At 51.1% G+C, this 19,313-nt stretch carries 20 protein-coding genes and 2 tRNA genes; 11 read left to right on the top strand and 11 right to left on the bottom strand.

Features of this window, described 5'->3' with window-relative positions; genetic code table 11:
• Window positions 1-14: 14 nt before the first annotated feature.
• The 7 genes from EL386_RS00870 to thiS all read right to left on the bottom strand — a co-directional run bounded on the left by EL386_RS00870 (window position 15) and on the right by thiS (window position 5,536).
• Window positions 15-668 carry a hypothetical protein gene (locus EL386_RS00870; protein WP_126452353.1) on the bottom strand — a complete coding sequence of 218 codons (654 nt, stop codon included), beginning with the start codon at window positions 666-668 and terminating at the stop codon, window positions 15-17.
• Window positions 669-1,014: 346 nt separating this feature from the next.
• Complete coding sequence (locus tag EL386_RS00865) at window positions 1,015-1,236, bottom strand: hypothetical protein (protein WP_126452351.1); 222 nt, start codon at window positions 1,234-1,236, stop codon at window positions 1,015-1,017.
• A gap of 110 nt (window positions 1,237-1,346) precedes the next feature.
• Window positions 1,347-2,708: a KAP family P-loop NTPase fold protein gene (locus EL386_RS00860; RefSeq protein ID WP_126452349.1), complete on the bottom strand. Its 1,362-nt coding sequence runs from the start codon at window positions 2,706-2,708 to the stop codon at window positions 1,347-1,349.
• A 254-nt stretch (window positions 2,709-2,962) separates the two neighbouring features.
• A complete protein-coding gene (locus EL386_RS00855) occupies window positions 2,963-3,415 on the bottom strand; it encodes a hypothetical protein (RefSeq protein ID WP_126452347.1) in 453 nt (150 codons plus the stop codon).
• A 217-nt stretch (window positions 3,416-3,632) separates the two neighbouring features.
• The gene (trmB, locus tag EL386_RS00850; RefSeq protein ID WP_126452345.1) at window positions 3,633-4,334 is read right to left on the bottom strand and encodes a tRNA (guanosine(46)-N7)-methyltransferase TrmB; all 702 of its coding nucleotides are present in this window, start codon (window positions 4,332-4,334) and stop codon (window positions 3,633-3,635) included.
• Window positions 4,335-4,440: 106 nt separating this feature from the next.
• Complete coding sequence (locus EL386_RS00845) at window positions 4,441-5,247, bottom strand: thiazole synthase (RefSeq protein ID WP_126452343.1); 807 nt, start codon at window positions 5,245-5,247, stop codon at window positions 4,441-4,443.
• Between the two features lie 88 nt (window positions 5,248-5,335).
• Entirely contained in the window at window positions 5,336-5,536 is a 201-nt protein-coding gene (gene thiS, locus EL386_RS00840; protein ID WP_126452341.1) for a sulfur carrier protein ThiS, read from the bottom strand.
• A gap of 100 nt (window positions 5,537-5,636) precedes the next feature.
• On the opposite strand from thiS, the gene EL386_RS00835 reads away from it, so the two are divergent.
• The 7 genes from EL386_RS00835 (at window position 5,637) to EL386_RS00805 (ending at window position 12,683) form a co-directional block, all read left to right on the top strand.
• Complete coding sequence (locus EL386_RS00835) at window positions 5,637-7,451, top strand: AMP-dependent synthetase/ligase (RefSeq protein ID WP_126452339.1); 1,815 nt, start codon at window positions 5,637-5,639, stop codon at window positions 7,449-7,451.
• Window positions 7,451-8,413: a GGDEF domain-containing protein gene (locus EL386_RS00830; protein WP_126452338.1), complete on the top strand. Its 963-nt coding sequence runs from the start codon at window positions 7,451-7,453 to the stop codon at window positions 8,411-8,413. The genes EL386_RS00835 and EL386_RS00830 overlap by 1 nt, the downstream gene beginning before the upstream one ends.
• Window positions 8,414-8,429: 16 nt before the next feature.
• A tRNA-Gly gene (locus EL386_RS00825) sits at window positions 8,430-8,503 on the top strand.
• A gap of 91 nt (window positions 8,504-8,594) precedes the next feature.
• Complete coding sequence (locus tag EL386_RS00820; RefSeq protein WP_172597570.1) at window positions 8,595-10,697, top strand: AsmA family protein; 2,103 nt, start codon at window positions 8,595-8,597, stop codon at window positions 10,695-10,697.
• Window positions 10,698-10,711: 14 nt separating this feature from the next.
• Window positions 10,712-11,284, top strand: coding sequence for an SRPBCC family protein (locus EL386_RS00815; RefSeq protein ID WP_126452334.1), 573 nt, complete (start codon window positions 10,712-10,714; stop codon window positions 11,282-11,284).
• Between the two features lie 2 nt (window positions 11,285-11,286).
• Entirely contained in the window at window positions 11,287-12,378 is a 1,092-nt protein-coding gene (gene mutY, locus EL386_RS00810; protein WP_126452332.1) for an A/G-specific adenine glycosylase, read from the top strand.
• 32 nt (window positions 12,379-12,410) lie between these two features.
• On the top strand, window positions 12,411-12,683 hold the full coding sequence (locus tag EL386_RS00805) for an oxidative damage protection protein (RefSeq protein WP_126452330.1): 273 nt from the start codon (window positions 12,411-12,413) through the stop codon (window positions 12,681-12,683).
• Between the two features lie 275 nt (window positions 12,684-12,958).
• Here the strand turns inward: EL386_RS00805 and amrS are convergent, their stop codons facing one another.
• The gene (amrS, locus tag EL386_RS00800; protein ID WP_172597569.1) at window positions 12,959-14,047 is read right to left on the bottom strand and encodes an AmmeMemoRadiSam system radical SAM enzyme; all 1,089 of its coding nucleotides are present in this window, start codon (window positions 14,045-14,047) and stop codon (window positions 12,959-12,961) included.
• A 167-nt stretch (window positions 14,048-14,214) separates the two neighbouring features.
• On the opposite strand from amrS, the gene EL386_RS00795 reads away from it, so the two are divergent.
• Window positions 14,215-14,290, top strand: a tRNA-Phe gene (locus tag EL386_RS00795).
• A 147-nt stretch (window positions 14,291-14,437) separates the two neighbouring features.
• The gene (locus tag EL386_RS00790; protein ID WP_126452326.1) at window positions 14,438-14,629 is read left to right on the top strand and encodes a hypothetical protein; all 192 of its coding nucleotides are present in this window, start codon (window positions 14,438-14,440) and stop codon (window positions 14,627-14,629) included.
• 9 nt (window positions 14,630-14,638) lie between these two features.
• Here the strand turns inward: EL386_RS00790 and cysQ are convergent, their stop codons facing one another.
• The 3 genes from cysQ to EL386_RS00775 are packed head-to-tail and all read right to left on the bottom strand — an operon-like array spanning window position 14,639 to window position 16,779.
• Window positions 14,639-15,442, bottom strand: a complete 804-nt coding sequence (gene cysQ / locus EL386_RS00785) for a 3'(2'),5'-bisphosphate nucleotidase CysQ (RefSeq protein WP_126452324.1) — start codon at window positions 15,440-15,442, stop codon at window positions 14,639-14,641.
• Entirely contained in the window at window positions 15,442-15,996 is a 555-nt protein-coding gene (nudE, locus tag EL386_RS00780; RefSeq protein WP_126452322.1) for an ADP compounds hydrolase NudE, read from the bottom strand. The genes cysQ and nudE overlap by 1 nt, the downstream gene beginning before the upstream one ends.
• A gap of 39 nt (window positions 15,997-16,035) precedes the next feature.
• On the bottom strand, window positions 16,036-16,779 hold the full coding sequence (locus EL386_RS00775) for a hypothetical protein (RefSeq protein WP_126452320.1): 744 nt from the start codon (window positions 16,777-16,779) through the stop codon (window positions 16,036-16,038).
• A gap of 150 nt (window positions 16,780-16,929) precedes the next feature.
• Between EL386_RS00775 and yrfG the strand changes: the two genes are divergently transcribed.
• On the top strand, window positions 16,930-17,583 hold the full coding sequence (gene yrfG, locus EL386_RS00770) for a GMP/IMP nucleotidase (RefSeq protein ID WP_126452319.1): 654 nt from the start codon (window positions 16,930-16,932) through the stop codon (window positions 17,581-17,583).
• A gap of 33 nt (window positions 17,584-17,616) precedes the next feature.
• The gene (locus EL386_RS00765; protein WP_126452317.1) at window positions 17,617-19,308 is read left to right on the top strand and encodes an ATP-binding protein; all 1,692 of its coding nucleotides are present in this window, start codon (window positions 17,617-17,619) and stop codon (window positions 19,306-19,308) included.
• Window positions 19,309-19,313 lie beyond the last annotated feature (5 nt).

The following is a 19,313-nucleotide window of genomic DNA, read 5'->3' as shown; positions in this document are numbered from 1 at the left end:
TTTTTACCATCAATTTATGTCCAGCCCTTCTCATAAAGTTCTTTTGATCGAAAAGGCTTTTGTTCGCACTCTTCATCTGTATTCATATTTACAAAAGTCCCGTTTAGCAAAATAACTTTGCTTTCTGGATTAATAAGCAATATTCCCTTGCGAGGTTGTTGTTTATTTTTCCAGTATTCTAACCATCTTTTTACAGTAATTCCCTCTTTCATTCTGTTTAAATATTCTTCGGCAGACGGATCAGTAATGTCTTTACTAAACCAGAATTTACTATATTTACCAAGCAGAGACTTTTCGCACAGTTCGCGAGCGAATTTGTCGTTGTATAATTGCTCTGCATTTATTATTAACGGAGCTACAGCTTCGACCAATGCTCTATTAAATGACTCTCCATTCTCTATCCATAAATAATATTGTGCGCGGTACCCACCTTTCCCATTAAAAAATTGGTCGTAAAAACGCTCGCTGACAGGAATAGTTACTGATACTCGTTCAAATCCTTTACATTTATCGCCAGTATATGGCTCAGGCCCATCCGGCAGTATTTTATATTCTTGTATTCCGTCTAAAACATGCTTCCTAAATTCTTCAATCAGTTCTGCAACTTCAATCGTATCTGATTTATGACCCCATTCCTTTTCTTCGATTGATTTCCAATTACTGTTCATAAGTATTTCGGAAGCCTAATAGTTATATTAACGGGACCCCGTGTCCCGTTATACATTTACAGCGAGACCTCGTTTATAGCACTAAATTCATTGCCATATCAATGATATAGCAGGTTTTTAGCGCGTTATTCATTCCGGAAAGTCGTGACACATCCAATCTAGTAGATTTAGGAGGATACGAAGGTATCTAGCATTGGATAGAAATAGTTTTGAATGACCGCTATGTGGAAATTGTGTATAGATCAATGGTTATCTTCAACCGGCAGCAAAGGGTCGGCTCCTGCCGCTCATTTCATTCTAGCCGATTCTTGCCTGGCTATGTCGCCGATCGGCCATTAGCGGTCATTTATATTCGTTCATCTAAAGGGTTAGATATTTCCCACTTGTTACAAATATCTGCTATTTGCTTGATGGTTTCATCGCTGACAGGTTCTCTTAATTGCAAATGAAGGTTTATGCCTTTCCCTGTTACTTTTTCATAATCAGGCAATGAATACAGACAATTAAAGAAAACTTCTTCACCTTCTTTACCGCAAAAGCTCGGTCCTTCGATAACAACTTCCATCATTATTTTTATACCTCATGTCTGAATTCGGCCAATAGCGGTCATTTGACGATTGAACACACAGGCAAAGACGCGATAGCGCCGATGTCCTGTGAAGTGAGTTGTTATATATGTTATTCGACTCTGAACATGTTGAGCTGCTGAATGAAAATAGGTATTAAATTATGCCTATCAACCCCATACTCCCAGAGTGATTGCCCGAAATCACGCAATCTATCTTCTTCATCAAGTGAGTTAAATTCACCATCAGGCATCAAAGAATACTTAATCCACATCATTAGCCACTTTAGTTTTTCGCTATGCTCGTTCTGGTCTGCGTCTATCTCATCGGTAAGGCCGGTTTCTTTGCATATTTCTTCATAAGTGACACTGCTGTTCTGGAGTCGTACGTATATAGAATAGTTAATCACTTTTAATATTGAGAGAAACACAATTATCGGAACTAAGCGTAAATGCCTTTCCGAGCTAGACCCATACAGTATTGCTATGTTTGTAAATACTTTCTCTAGTTGGCGTAATGAGACATTGAAATGATTGGCGAGAGACTCAACGCAATCAACAATATTTCTATCATCACCCCAAGTCTCCAACTCGTGAAGTTCTAATAGCCTCCGGCAGTACCGCCCAAGATCATTTGTATGCCTTGTGCCAACACGTTTAGGGATCGTTGTCTCGATATGGATGAATTTCTGAAGGTACGCATTTGCATCAATGTTTTGACCGTAAATGCATTTTACTGACTCTTCCAGTTGTTGTTTATGCATTACTAAAACAAATACTATATTTGGAACAGCAAACAAGTGTTTGACTTTTTCAATGAGGTCAACAGCGTATGTTGGTTTACACCTATCTAATTCGTCGATGATGACAACTAATGGCTTGTTCTCATTGTTCGGGATAGCACTAGGTAGCTCTGATAGTGCATTTCTAAACGATGACATGAGTTCAATATCAGCATTGTGCGATTCAAGGCGCTCTTCTATAAATTTATTAACTAACGATGATGTATCTTTGGCAATGTCACCTTTTATATCATTAAGCTCTTCAATTTCAGTATCTTTGATTAGCCCGAGCGTTGCCGCCTTTACGCCCAATCTTGCGGTCCATGAAATTAGTTTGCCGCCTACTTTTTTGGCTTTATCCTTAAATTCCTCTGATGCTTGGTCATCAAGCTCATTACTCTCTACGAATGAAGTTATGGCACTAGATATTGATATAAATGGATCGTCAATATAGTCATTAGAGAATGCATCTATGTACACGCTAGATATATTGGAATTTTTTAAGTGGCCTTGCCACATCTTTACAAAAGTTGTCTTGCCTTCGCCCCACTGCCCATCAATGGAAATAACCAACTCACCATTGCTTCTATCCACAACATTGAGCAAGGCGTCGCCAAATGGCTGCCTCTCAAACAAGTCATTCTGGAATGACTCAGATTCTTCTACTAATAATTGAGGTATGACGATTTTCATTTTGTATTTCCGTTGAATCTACGACCTGGCTGGAAAAGATACCAGTCATTTAACTGGATATTGAATGACCGCTACGGGTCGGCTCCTGCCGCTCATTTCATTCTAGCCTATTCTTGCATGGCTATATCGCCGATCGGCCAATTGCAGCCGGTCAGTATACTTTCATCGGAGACGATTTCCCCTTGGAAGCGGACATTCAACGTTTAAGCTATGGGGCGGCGCAGCGAAGCAAGCCGTCCCACACGAGCGCCTTGTTAGGCGCTCTTGTTCTCTGTAATTGCCCGCAAAGTAGCGAACATATTAATATTAGGAACTGCTGCCTGCCGCTCAAAAAGATCTTCAGCAAGATCATATAATTCGTCTGCTGTTACTTCTCTTTCAGGTACACCAGGGCGACCTGATTTTAGGTTCTCACTTCTCTCATTCCCAGCATATATTCGACCATGAATTACTTCATTTCTCCGCTCTAAAAATTCTTTGGTTTCACCAAGAAGATTTACAAGCTGTTCTAGCTCATCACTTTCAAGCGATTCGAGAACATCAATACACCAGTTGATTTTCCGACTTATAGGCCACTTTCGTTCTTTATCAGTTATTTCTTTTATAAGCGCAAGGCGTTCCATTACAACATCTACGCCTTCCTCAACGTATGCTGCATATAAAGCGACAAAACCAAGTGCCCTTACTATGTCATCGTCCCGCTTCATATATTGCGCCTAACTATATATATCGGGCATAACTGCCACATAGCACGCCCGATTTTTGTGATTTTTGGAGTTTACCTCGAAATAATTCCTTTGCTTTCATATTCTTATGCACCAATATTCCGTATTAGTTAAGGTGTGTTATATGGCAGATCTGCAATAACTGCGTTATCCCTTTTATTATTAGTGCTTTATATTTTTCAATTTACGCTTAAATATTTTAAGCGTCTATTTTTTCGAATATCAGGTCCCATACACCATGGCCGAGGCGATGGCCGCGCTGTTCAAACTTCGTCAACGGTCGTGACCCGGGGCGTTCTACATAGTCATTTGTGGCTGATATATTTTTGAAACCTTCAGCCGCTGTCATCACTTCAAGCATGTGCTCGGCATAGTGCTGCCAGTCGGTGGCCATGTGGAACCGGCCGCCCGGTTTCAGCTTTTTATATAATAACTGCACAAAGTCCGGCTGCACGATGCGCCGCTTGTGATGTTTTTTCTTGTGCCAGGGATCGGGGAAAAATAACTGCACCCGATCGAGACTGGCATCGGGGATTTGTTGTTTGAGGATATCCACCGCGTCCTCACTCATAACGCGGATGTTTGTTACGCCTTCACGTTCTATATTAAGTAACAGGTTGCCTACGCCGGGACGGTGTACCTCAATACCCAGGTAGTCTGTGCCCGGGTTGTCCTGTGCCATCTTTAACAGGGAGGCACCGTTACCGAAGCCGATCTCGAGCACACGCGGTGCCACACGACCAAAAATCGCATCCAGGTCCAGCGGCGTTTCATTATGTTCAATGCCAAACCGCGGCCACAGCTCATCCAGCGCGCGTTGCTGACCGGGCGTCAATCTGCCCTCGCGACGCACAAAGCTGCGGATGCGCCGGAGAAATGGTTTTTGTTCTGATTCAGACATCTAGAATCTTTATATAAAAAATTTTAACCACAAAGGGCGCAAAGTAACGCGACGTTATAAAACAGGTTTTCTTTGCGTGCCTTTGCGTACTTCGCGGTCTGATTTTTTAAAAAATAGTCCCTTCGATCGGCGAGGAGGCACTGGCGAAACGCTTCCGTGGGATACGCCCGGCGAGGAAGGCCTCACGCCCTGCCTCGATGGCCTTCTTCATGGCCGAGGCCATGAGGACCGGATTCCTGGCACCGGCGATGGCGGTGTTCATGAGTACACCGTCACAACCGAGCTCCATGGCCACGGCGGCATCCGAGGCGGTGCCGACACCGGCATCGACGAGGATCGGCACCCTGGCATTCTCGACAATGGTGAGGATGTTGTTCGGGTTCTGGATACCCAGGCCGGAGCCAATCGGCGCGGCCAGCGGCATCACCGCGACACAGCCCATCTCTTCCAGTCGCCGGGCGATGATCGGGTCATCATTGGTGTAAACCATAACCTGAAAGCCGTCCTTCACCAGCACCTCGGCGGCCTGCAGCGTTTGCACGATGTCGGGGAACAGGGTTTTTTCATCACCCAGCACTTCCAGTTTTACCAGTGAATGGCCGTCGAGCAGTTCACGGGCCAGGCGGCAGGTGCGTATGGCATCCTCGGCGCTGTAACAACCGGCGGTGTTCGGCAACAGGGTGTATTTGTCCAGCGGGATCGCGTCGAGCAGGTTCGGCTCGTCCGGGTTCTGGCCGATATTGCTGCGGCGGATGGCGACGGTGACGATCTCGGCACCACTGGCCTCGGTGGCCAGGCGGGTCTCTTCGAGGTCTTTGTACTTACCCGAACCCACCAATAGCCGGGACTGGTACTCGACACCGGCGATAACGAGGGGTTTGTCGATAGTTGGGGTCTGTGGGGCCTGACTCATGGATACTTCCCGAAATAAAACGAAAACAGGCCCGGATTATAACAGCTATAGCCACCTGCGCAGCCATGAACGGACCCGCCGGCGTTAGCTAACCCCCACCAATGGCGTGGACGATCTCGACCCGATCCCCTGCATTCAAGGGATAAGAGGCGTATTCACTGCGCGGCACGATCTCCATGTTGACCTCCATAGCGATACGCTTGCCACCGAGCTGCAATTGCTCAACCAGCGCGGCGGCCGTGCAAGTCTCTGGAATCTCGTGATTTTCACCATTTAGTACAATTTTCATGGCGCCAAGCCTACCGTTTGAGGGCTTGTCCGGTCAATGCAAAATCTTTTCCCAGGCTATACAATGACGTAAGCTCATATAACAATAAATTCCACAGCCTATGCCACAAGATGAAGACCTGATCAGCGCGGACAGCGCCGGTACACTCGACGGCCTGTTTTACACTCGCAGCCAACGTAGCCCCGATGCCATCGCCTACCGCCAGTTCGACAAGGCCAGTGGCGAGTGGCAGGCGTTCAACTGGCGAACCGTCGCCGAACAGGTCTCCTGCTGGCAACAGGCCATACAGGCCGAGGACATTCAATCCGGGGAGCGGGTTGCCCTGCTCATGCGCAACAGTATCGAGTGGGTCATGGCCGAACAGGCGGCCCTCGGCCTGGGCCTGGTGATCGTACCGCTGTACTGCGATGACCGTCCGGATAACATCGCCTATATCCTTGAAGACTCGGCCGCGCGCATCCTCATCGCCAACAATTCGATGTGGCGACGCGTCAGTGATGCCTGTGCCGACGTGACCTCATTAAAATGCGTGGTGACCGTGGGCAGCGGTGAACACAAGGCGTCCAACGAAGCCGGTGAGCCACACGTCTTCGCGGCCCGTGAATGGTTGGCAAAGACCCCACGGGCACTGCAAAAACGTCAGGCCGACCCAAATGCTCTAGCCACTATCGTCTATACCTCGGGGACTACCGGCCGACCCAAGGGCGTCATGCTCAGTCACTACAATATCCTTTCCATCGCCCACTCGGCACTGATCACCTATAGCATCTATACCGATGACGAGTTTTTATCTTTCCTGCCCCTGTCACACACCTTTGAACGCACCGTGGGCTATTACCTGCCGATGATGGCCGGTGCCTCGGTCGACTATGCGCGCTCCGTTGCCCTGCTTGCCGAAGACCTGCAACAACTTCGGCCCACCGCCATGATCGTTGTGCCACGCATCTTCGAACGTTTCCACAGTCGCATCCGCCAGCAATTGGAACAGAAATCCGTTATTGCCCGTAGCCTGTTCAAACTGGCGACACACACCGGCTGGTGGCGTTTCCAGCAACAACAGGGGCGCGGCCGGGTCCTGCCCAGCCTGATCGCCTTCATGCTGAACCCTCTGCTCGATAAACTCGTCGCAGAAAAGGTTCGTCAGCGTATGGGGGGCCGACTTCGCCTCGCTGTCAGTGGCGGTGCGGCCCTGCCTTTGACCGTCGCCAGGACCATGATTGGCATGGGCATTACCGTTACCCAGGGTTATGGCCTGACCGAGACCAGCCCGGTGATCTGCGGTAACCCGCTAGACGATAATGACCCGGCCAGTGTCGGCATCCCCCTACGCGGGGTCACGCCACGCATTGGCGAAAATGATGAATTGCTGGTCAAGTCACCGGGCACGATGCTCGGTTACTGGAATAACCACGCCGCTACCGCGCAGATGATCGATGCCGAAGGCTGGCTGCATACCGGCGACCAGGCCAGGATCATCAATAACCACATTTATATCACCGGTCGCATCAAGGATATCCTGGTGCTCTCCAATGGTGAGAAACTGCCGCCGACCGATATCGAAAATACCCTCTGCATGGAACCCCTGTATGAACAGGTCATGGTCGTCGGTGAGGGACAATCCTTTCTGGGCGCTATCATCGTCCTGAATCGGGAGGAATGGATAATCCTGGCCAATAAACTCCTGATTGACCCTTATAAGGAAGAAAGCCTGCACGACACGGCATTGCACCACCACATCACTGCCCATTTGCGCAAACTGCTACACGAGTTTCCCGGTTGTGCAAAAATTCGCCGCGTGGTCCTGACCCTTGAACCCTGGACGATCGATAACGGTTTGCTTACGCCGACCATGAAGGTCAAGCGCAACAAGGTACTGGAACAGTTCCAAACCGCCGTTGATGCCCTCTATCGCTGATGTATAACAACCTGTCGACCAACTGTTTCAACGTCGCGATCGCGATTGCCCGGCAACGAGAGCAATCGGCCTTATTATTGACCCTGCTGGATTTTCTTGAAGAACATTTACCCCTGCACCAGTCTGCACTATACGATGTAATTGGCAAGGGGCCGATAAAGATTCGCCAACATGAAAATGAAGTCGACGTCATTGATGACGAATGGCTTGTGCAGTGTTATCGCGCACAGAAAGGCATTTCTGCGCCATTGCCTGATGGCGAGCATCGTTACATCTTCCCGATTCACGGTATTGGCCATATCAAACACCTGGTAGATATTCGGGGGCGTGTCCTTGATGAGCTGGAACACCAGTCACTGATTCAATTAATCACCCTCTTTAACAGCCAGTTCCTGTTACTGGACAAGAATGATCACGATGCCCTCACTGGGCTATTGAACCGAAGGGCCTTTGAGGAGCGTCTGACACAGCTGCTCATGTCACATCAGCATCGTGACCATGATGACGAACACAGCTATTGTTTTGCCCTGCTCGATATTGATCGCTTCAAACGGGTGAATGATGACTATGGCCACCTGTATGGGGATGAGGTCTTGATCCTGTTTGCCGGAATGATGGAAAAAGTCTTCCGCCATGAAGATATGCTGTTTCGTTATGGTGGAGAAGAGTTTGCCGTGGTCCTGAATAATGTGAATATTGCCACGGCCGCCTCTATCCTCGATCGTTTTCGCGACAAGGTTGCCAAATATGACTTTCCACAGGTCGGCCAGGTAACGGTCAGTATCGGTTTCACGGCCATCACACGCCTGCCGAATACCACGGATTTGATTGCCCACGCCGACAAGGCGCTTTATTATTCAAAAGACAACGGCCGCAATCAGGTCAATGCCTACGAAATCCTGCTCGCGCAGGGCAAGATTGCGATGACAGCACAGGACAGTAACGATATCGAGTTGTTCTGAAGGCAAAAAGGTTTATGCGGGTGTAGTTCAATGGTAGAACGGCAGCTTCCCAAGCTGCATACGGGAGTTCGATTCTCCTCACCCGCTCCATTATTTACATTATTCTATATAGCACTATCATATCGGCCCCAGTCAGCATAAAACACCGGCTGGTAACAGCCTCAAAATGGAAGCACCACTTATGAGCAAACTACTTAAACTCCTGTTCGGTCTCATTGCCGGTCTCGTTGGGCTGCTGATCGTCGCCATCATTGTTATCCCGCTCCTCGTTGATCCCAATGATTTTCGTGGGGAAATCACCGAGGCCGTGACCAAGTCCACCGGTCGCAGTATGAAGATTGAAGGTGATCTGAGCCTGAGTGTCTTCCCCTGGCTTGGTATCAATACCGGCGCCGTTGAACTGGGTAACGCCCAGGGTTTTGGCCAGCAGGCCTTTGCCAAAGTTGGCTCTACCCAGATCCGTGTCCGCCTGCTGCCACTGCTGAGCAAAAAGATTGAAATGGATACCCTGGTCCTCAATGGCCTGGAACTGAACCTGCAGAGGAATAAACAGGGCCAGGATAACTGGTCCGACCTGGCCGGTGCACAGCCTGCCCCGACAGGGAAAAAACCCACTGCCGGCACACCGATCGCTGCACTCGCCATTGGCGGTATCAAACTGGATAACGCCCGCATACAATTCCAGGACGCGGCCAATGCCAAATCCTTCAGCCTCTCATCGCTCAACCTGAATAGTGGTGCACTCCAACCCGGCCAGGCCGTCGATGTCGCACTCGATGGAAAATTACAAAGTAGCGACCCGGCCATTAATACCACCATCGACCTCAAGACCACACTCACCGCCGATCTCGACAAACAATCCCTTTCCCTGGGTAAGCTGGCACTCAAACTCGGTGAGCTGGCCCTCAGCGGCGAGGTCACCCTGGGCAGGCTGCTCGGCGATGACCCGAGCATTACCGGCAAGCTCAAACTGGCCAGCTTCAACCCACGCCAGGTCTTTGGGCAATTCGGCATCAAACTCCCGCCCACCGCAGATGGCAAGGCGCTGCAACGCATGAGCCTCGACAGCCTGATCGGCGGCAGTTTGAACACGCTGCAACTGACGGACCTGCAACTGGTTCTTGACGATACCCTGCTCAGTGGCCAGCTAGGCCTGCAACGCGGCCAGCGCACCCGCCTTTCGCATAAACTCAATCTGGACCGTATTGACCTGGACCGCTACCTGCCACCGGCCAGTGGTGCACAGGCTCAGGGCTTCCGTTTTGTGAATACGGCGCAGGCCGCAGAGGCCGCGCTGATCCCGGTGGCGTTATTACGCAGTGTGGATATCAAGGGCTCACTACAGGCCGGTGCCATCATCGTCAATCGCCTGCAGACGGAAAACGTCAAGCTCGACATCGACCTGAGTCGTGGTCACCTGCAACTCTCACCAATCAGTGCCGACCTGTATGGCGGCAAATACAAGGGCAATATCAGTGTTGATGCGAGCCAGAAACAGGGGAGTCAACCACGCCTGTCCGTAAATGAAACCCTGAGTAATGTGCAACTCGGCCCCGTCACCCAGGCCATGTATGACACCGATCTGATCGTCGGTGAGGGCAATGTCAGCGCCAAGCTCACTGCGCAGGGCCAGGATATCCTTGCCATGAAAAAGACCCTGAATGGCGAGATCGCATTACAACTGGACAAGGGCGCCCTGAATGGCATTAATATCAGCCAGGTCATCAAGGAGACCTATGCCCTGTACAAAGGACAGCAAGCCCCAGCGGCAAGCGGTGAGAACAAAACTGATTTCAGCAAGCTGAGTATCAGTATGCAGGCACAAAACGGTATCCTGCGCAGCGAGGACCTGCTCATTGAATCGCAGCTGCCACGGATCCGCGGTGAAGGCATGATCGACATCGTCACCAATCGCATCGACTACACCCTCAAGACCTCGATTGACCAGGGCCTAGCCGAGCAACTCGGACTGAAAGCGGAATACGTCGGTGTGCCGCTGCGGGTGAACCTCACGGGCAACTTGTTAAAACCTTCTTATCAAATCGACTGGACACGTGCGATTGGCCGCATCATCGAAAAACAGCAGAAACAGAAGCTATTGGACTCGCTGTTCAATAAAAAGAAGGACGCCGCACCCGAGCAGACTGCACCGGCAACAAAAACAGATAGCCCGACTTCGCAACCTCAGGCACCCGCCAAGACCGCAGAAGAAATACGCCGTGAACGCAAGCAAAAAGAGAAAGAAGAGACCAAACAAAAGCTCAAAAACCTGCTGGGCCTCTGATGAGCAGATGCGGTTTGTTTAACCTGCCCCGAACCTGGCTGGCGGCGGCCCTGTTGCCGGGGTTGCTCGGCCCACTGTCGCCGCTGCAGGCGGGTGAGATCATCACGGCCAAGGTCGAGCACCAGGAAAAACGCTATTTCATGGAAATTGAGGCGCTCATTGATGCCGACAGCATTATCGTCAAGCGCCTGCTGACCGATTACAACCACCTGCAACGCCTGAATGACATTATCAAGCAAAGCTATATCATTTATTCCCTGGATGATGTCAGCCACCGTGTCTATGTCAAAACCAAGGCCTGTATCACTTTTTTTTGCAAGAGTATTGTCCAGGTGCAGGATATCGAAGAATTACCCGGGGATGTCATTGTTGCCACCACCGTGCCGGAAAAGAGTGATTTTGATTATGCCCACGCACGCTGGAAAATCCGTGCCGAAGGTGATCGTACACGCATTTATTTTAATACCGACCTGAAACCCTCTTTCTGGATACCACCATTAATCGGCCCGCCCCTGATCGAGGGCAAACTGCGTAAAGAGGCCCTGCGAACCATCGAAGGTCTGGAACGCCTCGCCGGAAAGTCCTAGAGATGTCGACCCCGGATTTTTCCCAACGGTTATTTGACTGGTATGACCAGCATGGTCGCCATGACCTGCCCTGGCAAGAGGATATCAATCCGTACCGGGTATGGGTCTCCGAGATCATGCTGCAACAGACCCAGGTCAATACCGTCATCCCCTATTACCAGCGTTTCATGCAACAGTTCCCGGATGTGCTCTCTCTGGCCAACGCCAACATCGACAGCGTCTTACACCTGTGGACCGGGCTGGGTTATTACGCACGCGCCCGTAACCTGCACCGTGCAGCACAGAGGGTTCGCGATGAGCACGCCGGTCACTTCCCCGATGAACTCGAACAGGTGATGGACCTGCCCGGTATTGGCCGCTCTACGGCGGCGGCGATCCTGAGTATCGCCTGTCGACAGCAACATGCCATCCTCGATGGCAATGTTAAACGCGTGCTGACGCGTTTTTTCGCCATTGCCGGCTGGCCGGGCCAACGTGAGGTGGAAAGACAATTATGGCAACAGGCCGAGCAACTCACACCGGCCACGCGTAGCGCCGACTATACACAGGCGATCATGGACCTGGGGGCGACACTCTGCACGCGCAGCAAACCCCGCTGCACGGACTGCCCGGTTGCCATCGACTGTCTCGCATATCAATCCGCGACCGTCAGTGATTATCCCGGCAAAAAACCTCGCAAGGCCCTGCCCGAACGCGAGACCATTATGTTATTGCTCAGCAACAACGCGGGACACATCTACCTGCAACAGCGGCCCCCCACCGGCCTGTGGGGCGGCCTGTGGGGCCTGCCAGAGGCCGGTTGTGCCCTACGCAGGGACAGTCTGAAAAAGTGGTGCCGCGAGCAATTGCAGTTTGCCCTGCGCGATGTGCAGGTATGGCCGGGCCTGCGGCACAGCTTTAGTCACTTTCACCTCGACATCACTCCCGTACACATACGCGGTGAATTTTTAAATAGCTCGATAATGGATTCTGCCAATGCGGTCTGGTATAACACACGCCAGCCGGATGCACGGGGTCTTGCCGCACCGGTAAAGAAATTACTCGATAGCTATGCCAACATGGACGCAGGCAAGTGTGACAGCGGGACGCTGTAGAGCCTTGCAAGTAACCTTACAGGAGACAGGACATGAGTCGTACCGTCCAATGCGTAAAACTCGGTAAAGAGGCTGAAGGTCTCGACAAGCCACCTTATCCTGGTGAACTTGGCCAGCGTATCTTTGAAACCATCAGCAAAGAGGCCTGGCAGCAGTGGATGGGCCAGCAGACCATTCTCATTAATGAATACCGGATTAGTGTCATCGACCCGAAGGGCCGTGCCTTTCTTGAAGAGCAGATGGAAAAGTTTTTGTTTGGCGCCGGTGCCGATACCCCAGAGGCCTTTGTGCCACCTTCAGAGTAATGCCCTGACGGCACTGGAAGTTGCCTTGACCAGCCATATAGGCAGGTAAGGTATCCATAATGAACACGTAGTGTTCTATGGTGGAGTAGGGTCGCCCTGACGCTGGAAGCGTAGGGTGCTCATAATGAATCCGTTAGGATTCTGTGAGACAGCATAATTGCCCTGACCCATCGGAGATGGGTAGGGTATCCATGATGAACCTGCAAGGTTCTATGGTCTAAGCCTTTAAAGCTTCTATGAGCAGCCATAATAATAAACCAACCGCTGCTTACACCTCACTCTTTCTCGTATTTCTTTAAAACGATGCCTTCATCACCACAACAACTGGCCGCGCATTTCTTGATCTCGTGAATCGTGCCGGCATCGGCCGTTAAATATTCCGCAATCGGCATATTACTCTCGGCACAGTCACAACCCTTGTCATCATAGACATAAACATTCTTCAGGCCGACTTCACGCGCGGCATCATGTGCCGCCCACATGATTTCTGCTGGCGTAGTCGGCACATCTGACAGTTTATAGGCCGGGAAAAACTTCGTGATATGCCACGGACTGTCTTCACCGAGATGCGTATAAATCCACTCGGCAATCTGTCGCAGCTCTGCAATATCATCATTCTTGCCCGGGATAATATTCGTCCGCGTTTCTACATGGATACCCAACTGGTGGGCCTTGTGAATAGAATCGAGTACCTGACTGACCTTCGCGGTCGGGCAGATATCATGGTAAAAATCATCCCTGAGGCTCTTGATGTCCGAACACAACACATCGACGTACGGCGCCATCATCTCCAGCGCCTCATTGGTGACGAAGCTGTTCGAGACATAAAGCGTATATAGCCCGGCCTCGTGAGCCAGCCTGGAAACATCCATCACGTACTCGAGCCATACGGCCGGCTCTGAGTAGGTAAAGGCAATACCCTGTACCTCATGACGTTGTGCCACCGCCACCATCTCCGCAGGTGTCACCCAGGCGGCGGTCGATTCACCGCGAGCCAGGTCATCCAGCGCCGACACGCCCCAGGATATTTCCAGATTGTGGCAGCCACCACAGCGGAAATTGCAGCCATAGCTGCCAATCGACATGACACGAGTACCCGGGCGGTAATGTTTGACCGGTTTTTCCTCAATCGGCCCGGTGTCGATGGCCGAGAGGATGCCGTAGGACAGATTATATAGCGTGCCATTTCGGTTCACGTGCGCCTGGCAAAAGCCGCGCTGACCATGCTTGAGCTTGCAGCGCCACAGGCACAGGTGACAGCGCGTCGTGCCATCCGGCAGTTTTTCCTGCAGGCGAGTCTCAACCAGCTGATAGCTGTCCGGGGCTATCGTCAGGGGTATATTCGGCGGCATCTTGGCGGACATAAGGAGAACCATTTCGTGAGCTTTTCGGTGAGGCAGACACGGTATTGCATGCTGTCTCTGCCTGCAAGCCCCAAATCCCGCCTGTTTCTGTGTGTTGTCGCTTGACTCCACCCGCCTCAACCGCTTTAATAGCGCGCTCCCGAGACTCGGGAGCCTGCAACAAGTCTGGCCGGGTAGCTCAGTTGGTAGAGCAGGGGATTGAAAATCCCCGTGTCGGCGGTTCGATTCCGTCCCCGGCCACCATCTTGGCGTATAGTCCCCAAGCTACCCCCACGCTTGTGATATAACCAGAATATTTCCATAAATAACAATTTGTTACTGATTGGTGTTGGCATCCAGGGCATCAATTTGGCATAATTCCCGGCCCTGTTGGTGGTAGTCCGGATTGGTATGAATTCAAGCAAGGTCAATCAATGCGTTGAGGCATTGTGCAAGAGCGGCTGTGATGCCGTGCGCGCAACGATCAGCAGCATGGAGTTGGGTATGGAAATCGAGCAGACCCACGAACTGGACGAACAGGAGGCCTCCACCGTCCTCAATGAACTCAAGGCCATCATGGCCGTCTACGACGAACGCAACTAGCCGCCGCCTTCAGTCTTCAAGATATTCCGACCAGTCACGATCAGGGTCACCAAACACAAAAAAGTGCGGGTTCAATAAGGAATCCTTGGTGTTGTAGCGCAGGGTCTGCATACGTGTATCGGTGAGTCGACCACCGGCCTCTTCAACAACGCATTGGGCCGCCGCCGTATCCCACTCCGAGGTCGGTCCCAGGCGCGGATAGATATCTGCACTACCCTCGGCGACCATACAAGACTTAAGCGAACTGCCCACACTGATAATCTCATAGTCTGCCAGGCATTCCAGATAGGCGTTCAACGAGTCGCCGCGGTGCGAGCGACTACCGGCGACCAATACCGGCGAGGCACTGGGCCGACGGGTTTGAATGGGTATTGCAGGTTTACCATTTTCCTTACGAAAGGCACCGGCACCGCGACGCGCGTAATAACTCGTCTTCAGTACCGGCGCATAAACTACGCCAAGAACCGATTCACCATTTTCGATCAGGGCGATGTTAACGGTAAATTCACCATTGCGTTTGATAAACTCACGCGTCCCATCCAGTGGGTCAACCAGCCAGTAACAAGACCATTGCCGACGTTCTGCGAATGGGATCTCGGCGGACTCTTCTGAAAGGATCGGGATACCCGGTGTTAATTTCTGCAGGCCGGCATCAATAATATGATGCGCCGCCATATCCGCCTCGGTCAACGGGGTCTTATCGTCTTTGTGCTCGATGGCGTAATCCGTTTCATAGATACGCAATATCTCATGCCCGGCCTCAACCGCAAGCTGCATGACATCTTCCAGTAATTTGTCATCAGGTTGGATCATCAAATACGCTCTTTTGCCGACAGGCGATCGCGGACCATATATAAAGCGGCAATGGTTCTTGCCTCACTGCAGGCATTATCTTCTAACAAGGCATCCAGCCGCCGCAACGACCAGGGCACGACTTCGATTTCCTCGGGCTCATCGCCTTCACAGCGTTGGGGATAAAGGTCTTGTGCCAGGACTATATGCGTTGTTGAACCCAGATAACCGGGTGCCAATGTAAACGTCGTCAACTGTTCAAGTGAGCGAGAGGCGTAACCCACTTCTTCCATTATTTCACGATTCGCGGCATCAAGCGGAGACTCGGCTTTTTCAATGAGCCCTTTCGGCAGGGTGAGTTCGTAACGATCTACACCAACGGCGTATTCACGGATCAGGAGCACCGTATCATCATCCAGCATAGGCACAATGAGTACCGAACCATGTGCTGAGCCCCGCACACGTTCATATTCTACCTGGTTACCGTTACTGAAACGCAGACCGACCTGTTCTATACGAAAAATCCGGGTCTCGGCGATAGTCTCTATTTTCAGGATTTCTGGCTTTTCGCGCATGGACTGCAACTAACCTGGCTGCCCACATATCGGACATCATTATTTAATCTGTGCGGCGATCTTACCACGGCCGTGCTGGTCTGCACTGACATTTTCCACCACCAGGTCATGGAACATGATCTCGGTACGCAGCCGCCCCTCAAACAGGGCCTCGTAATGAACGGTTTTATCGGCATGCCGAACCGTCAGGCCATCCCTGCTCCGCGGCAACATCTGGTAGAACTGCAAACGCGGGCTCTCGACCCTGACATCGAGTGTCACCTGCATCGGGTAATAACCATCGAGGAATCTGCGCATGAACGGCCCGCTGTGCAGACTGAATGTACCGTCACCATTGTAGACAAAACTGCGGGTCTCGGCCTGGACGCATAACAGGGCATTGGCCTGCACCCCCTGCAGCTGTATCGAGGGACCCTCTACCCAGGCCTTGTTGATGTTCTCCGCCCGGGTCACCTTCAGACCACGTACCCGGTCCGGGCGAAAGACGATTTGCGCGAGTGTCACCTGGTCCAGGTGCCGATGACATTGCTCCAGACCAACCCAGCCATCCTCGACACTGGCATCGGTAATACTCACACGATTATGATGATGATGTACCGGGCCTTGCGGGGACTTTGCCAGGAACTCCAGTTCACCCTCGTTGACCTCTGCGATCAGGCTGTCGCTATCATCAAACAACCACTCTTCCATTTCCTGCGGGCTGAGTTGCCCGGCAACTGTCGGCAGAGAAAGCCCTGCAAAAAATAATGTCACAGTAAGCAAAACGGCTGATTTCATTGACATCGCCCTTCTCCGCTGGCGACCTATGAGGCCTATTAGTATTAACTATAGCCGAATATTTATTAAGGAAAAGCCGAGGTCCAGAAACCCTGTCGCCGCTGCTGTAATCTCTGTTAAAGTAAAGACACTGTAACAAAAGCCCTGAAGACCAAGATGCTTGACTGGAATGCCATAAATACCGTGTTTCTCGACATGGACGGTACCTTGCTGGACCTCAACTTTGATAACCATTTCTGGCAGGAGCATGTGCCGCTGCGCTATGCCGAATACCATGGCCTGGATATTGATCGCTCCAAAGAAGAGTTATTTCCACGTTTTCGTGCCGCTGAAGGCACCATGGAGTGGTATTGCGTGGATTACTGGAGCCAGGAACTGGGACTCGATATCGCCGAGCTGAAACGCGAGGTTGAACATCTTATTGCCATACACCCGTATGTTATCGATTTTCTCGATGCTGTGCGCGCCGTCGACAAGCGCGTGGTACTCGTTACCAATGCCCACGCCAAGAGCCTCGACCTGAAAATGAAACGTACCCGGCTTGGCGGGCATTTTGATAGCATCATCTGTGCACATGATCTGGGTATGCCCAAGGAACACCGGGAGTTCTGGCAATCGCTGCAATCCAGGGAGTCCTTTGAGCCAGCGCATACCCTGCTCATAGATGACAGCCTGCCGGTATTACGCTCTGCAATGGCTTACGGTATTACTCACCTGCTCGCGATCCATAAGCCCGACACACAGGCGCCCAACAAGGATGTAGGCGAATTCAATGCCATTTACAGTTTTAATGATATTATGCCTACATAAAATTCCCGCCACGAGGAAGGTCGTCGTCGCAACATGATGTTGAAAAGTTTTATCGACAAATGGATGCCTGCTTCGATCCGCCAGGATCAGGAGTACAAATCCGCGATCGTCCGCCTGAGCATAGGCGTGTTTATGTCCATCTATCTGGGTATGGGCACGACATTCGGTTACTTTGAAATTACTACCTATAATTTTTCTATTTTGCTGCTCAGCTTCATGGTGTATTCGATCTTTGTGCTGATCTATATTATGCGCCGTCCCGGCTATGTCCCACGCCGCTATCTTGTGACTTTTATTGATATCGTTTACGTCACCATATCCAGTATCATGGTCGGTAAGTCTGATAGCCCGTTCTACCTTCTCTACATCATTATCTTTATCAGTCAGGGTGGTCGTTTTGGTCGCTCCTACCTGTTTGTCGCTGCCGGTCTCAGCGCCCTGTCTTACAGCCTTGTGTGTGTGTTGGATCCGAACTTCTCATCTCATGCACTGGAAAGCACCTTTAAGCTTATTGCACTCATTGTCTTGCCGCTCTACCTGGATTCCATGTTGAAAACGATTCAACGTGCACGTCAGGCGGCCGATGCCGCCAGTGAATCCAAGAGCCGGTTTCTTGCTTCCATGAGTCACGAAATACGCACGCCGATGAGTGGTGCCATTGGCATGATCAACTTGCTTAAAACAACAGACTTGAGTGACGATCAAAAAGTTTATGTTAATGGCCTGACCACCTCGTCCAATCGTTTGCATATGCTCATTAACGACATTCTTGATTTTTCCAAGATCGAGGCCGGCAAGATCACCCTTGAGGAACGCTGCTTCAGCATCGAAGACACCTTGCAGGAGGTTTCTGTTGTACTCAGCCCGCTGGCCAAACAAAAACACATCGGTTTCAATTATGAAATTAACCCGGCTGTACCAAAAAACCTGCTTGGTGACTCATACCGCCTCAGCCAGATACTGTTAAACCTTGCCGGTAATGCCATCAAGTTTACAGAACGAGGTGGCGTCACTATCAAGGTTAGTATCATTACTACCTCAAATAGCCTGCGCGTCGAGATCACCGACACGGGTATCGGTATCGACGAGCAACACCTGTCACATATCTTTGATAGTTTTACCCAGGCCGATTCATCTACCACCCGCCGCTTTGGTGGTACCGGGCTGGGCACTACCATTGCCCGTGAGTTGGTTCGCATGATGGGTGGCGACATTGGTGTCAACAGTGAATTTGGCAAAGGCAGTAGTTTCTGGTTTGAGATACCACTCAGGCTCGCCAGTAACCAGGCCACACTTCGCGATGAAGATGAGGCCGTCTCGGTCAGATCCCCGACCGGCGCTGAGAAGAAACGTCGTGTCCTGCTGGCTGAGGATAGCGAGGTCAATGCACTGTTTATTTCCACCGCACTCACTGATGGCGGCCATCATGTCGAGGTGGTCAAGAATGGTAAACTGGCCCTGCAGCGTTTACGCCAGCAAGACTATGATATTGTCTTCATGGATATGCATATGCCCGTGATGGACGGGATTGAGGCAACACGTCAATGGCGAGCGGAAGAACCGTCTGATAAATCCGTGCCGATCATCGCCCTGACCGCTAATATCAGCGATGATGATCGCCTGGCCTGCCTGCAGGCGGGCATGAACGAGTTTCTTTCCAAGCCGGTCAGTCCGGAACGACTCTTTAATGTTTTGGAAAATTTTGCGACCCAGGCTGCCGATTAGGCCAG

The organism is Sulfuriflexus mobilis (assembly GCF_003967195.1).
In the GTDB taxonomy this organism is placed as follows: domain Bacteria; phylum Pseudomonadota; class Gammaproteobacteria; order AKS1; family AKS1; genus Sulfuriflexus; species Sulfuriflexus mobilis.
The sequence above is the reverse complement of the archived record's forward strand: the minus strand, read 5'-3'. Positions and strand labels throughout refer to the sequence as shown.

Bases quoted from the DNA above. Each gene is read 5' to 3' on its own strand.
- EL386_RS00870 (WP_126452353.1), bottom strand. From the start codon at position 668: ATGAACAGTAATTGGAAATCAATCGAAGAAAAGGAATGGGGTCATAAA.
- EL386_RS00865 (WP_126452351.1), bottom strand. From the start codon at position 1,236: ATGATGGAAGTTGTTATCGAAGGACCGAGCTTTTGCGGTAAAGAAGGT.
- EL386_RS00860 (WP_126452349.1), bottom strand. From the start codon at position 2,708: ATGAAAATCGTCATACCTCAATTATTAGTAGAAGAATCTGAGTCATTC.
- EL386_RS00855 (WP_126452347.1), bottom strand. From the start codon at position 3,415: ATGAAGCGGGACGATGACATAGTAAGGGCACTTGGTTTTGTCGCTTTA.
- trmB (WP_126452345.1), bottom strand. From the start codon at position 4,334: ATGTCTGAATCAGAACAAAAACCATTTCTCCGGCGCATCCGCAGCTTT.
- EL386_RS00845 (WP_126452343.1), bottom strand. From the start codon at position 5,247: ATGAGTCAGGCCCCACAGACCCCAACTATCGACAAACCCCTCGTTATC.
- thiS (WP_126452341.1), bottom strand. From the start codon at position 5,536: ATGAAAATTGTACTAAATGGTGAAAATCACGAGATTCCAGAGACTTGC.
- EL386_RS00835 (WP_126452339.1), top strand. From the start codon at position 5,637: ATGCCACAAGATGAAGACCTGATCAGCGCGGACAGCGCCGGTACACTC.
- EL386_RS00830 (WP_126452338.1), top strand. From the start codon at position 7,451: ATGTATAACAACCTGTCGACCAACTGTTTCAACGTCGCGATCGCGATT.
- EL386_RS00820 (WP_172597570.1), top strand. From the start codon at position 8,595: ATGAGCAAACTACTTAAACTCCTGTTCGGTCTCATTGCCGGTCTCGTT.
- mutY (WP_126452332.1), top strand. From the start codon at position 11,287: ATGTCGACCCCGGATTTTTCCCAACGGTTATTTGACTGGTATGACCAG.
- EL386_RS00805 (WP_126452330.1), top strand. From the start codon at position 12,411: ATGAGTCGTACCGTCCAATGCGTAAAACTCGGTAAAGAGGCTGAAGGT.
- amrS (WP_172597569.1), bottom strand. From the start codon at position 14,047: ATGTCCGCCAAGATGCCGCCGAATATACCCCTGACGATAGCCCCGGAC.
- EL386_RS00790 (WP_126452326.1), top strand. From the start codon at position 14,438: ATGAATTCAAGCAAGGTCAATCAATGCGTTGAGGCATTGTGCAAGAGC.
- cysQ (WP_126452324.1), bottom strand. From the start codon at position 15,442: ATGATCCAACCTGATGACAAATTACTGGAAGATGTCATGCAGCTTGCG.
- nudE (WP_126452322.1), bottom strand. From the start codon at position 15,996: ATGCGCGAAAAGCCAGAAATCCTGAAAATAGAGACTATCGCCGAGACC.
- EL386_RS00775 (WP_126452320.1), bottom strand. From the start codon at position 16,779: ATGTCAATGAAATCAGCCGTTTTGCTTACTGTGACATTATTTTTTGCA.
- yrfG (WP_126452319.1), top strand. From the start codon at position 16,930: ATGCTTGACTGGAATGCCATAAATACCGTGTTTCTCGACATGGACGGT.
- EL386_RS00765 (WP_126452317.1), top strand. From the start codon at position 17,617: ATGATGTTGAAAAGTTTTATCGACAAATGGATGCCTGCTTCGATCCGC.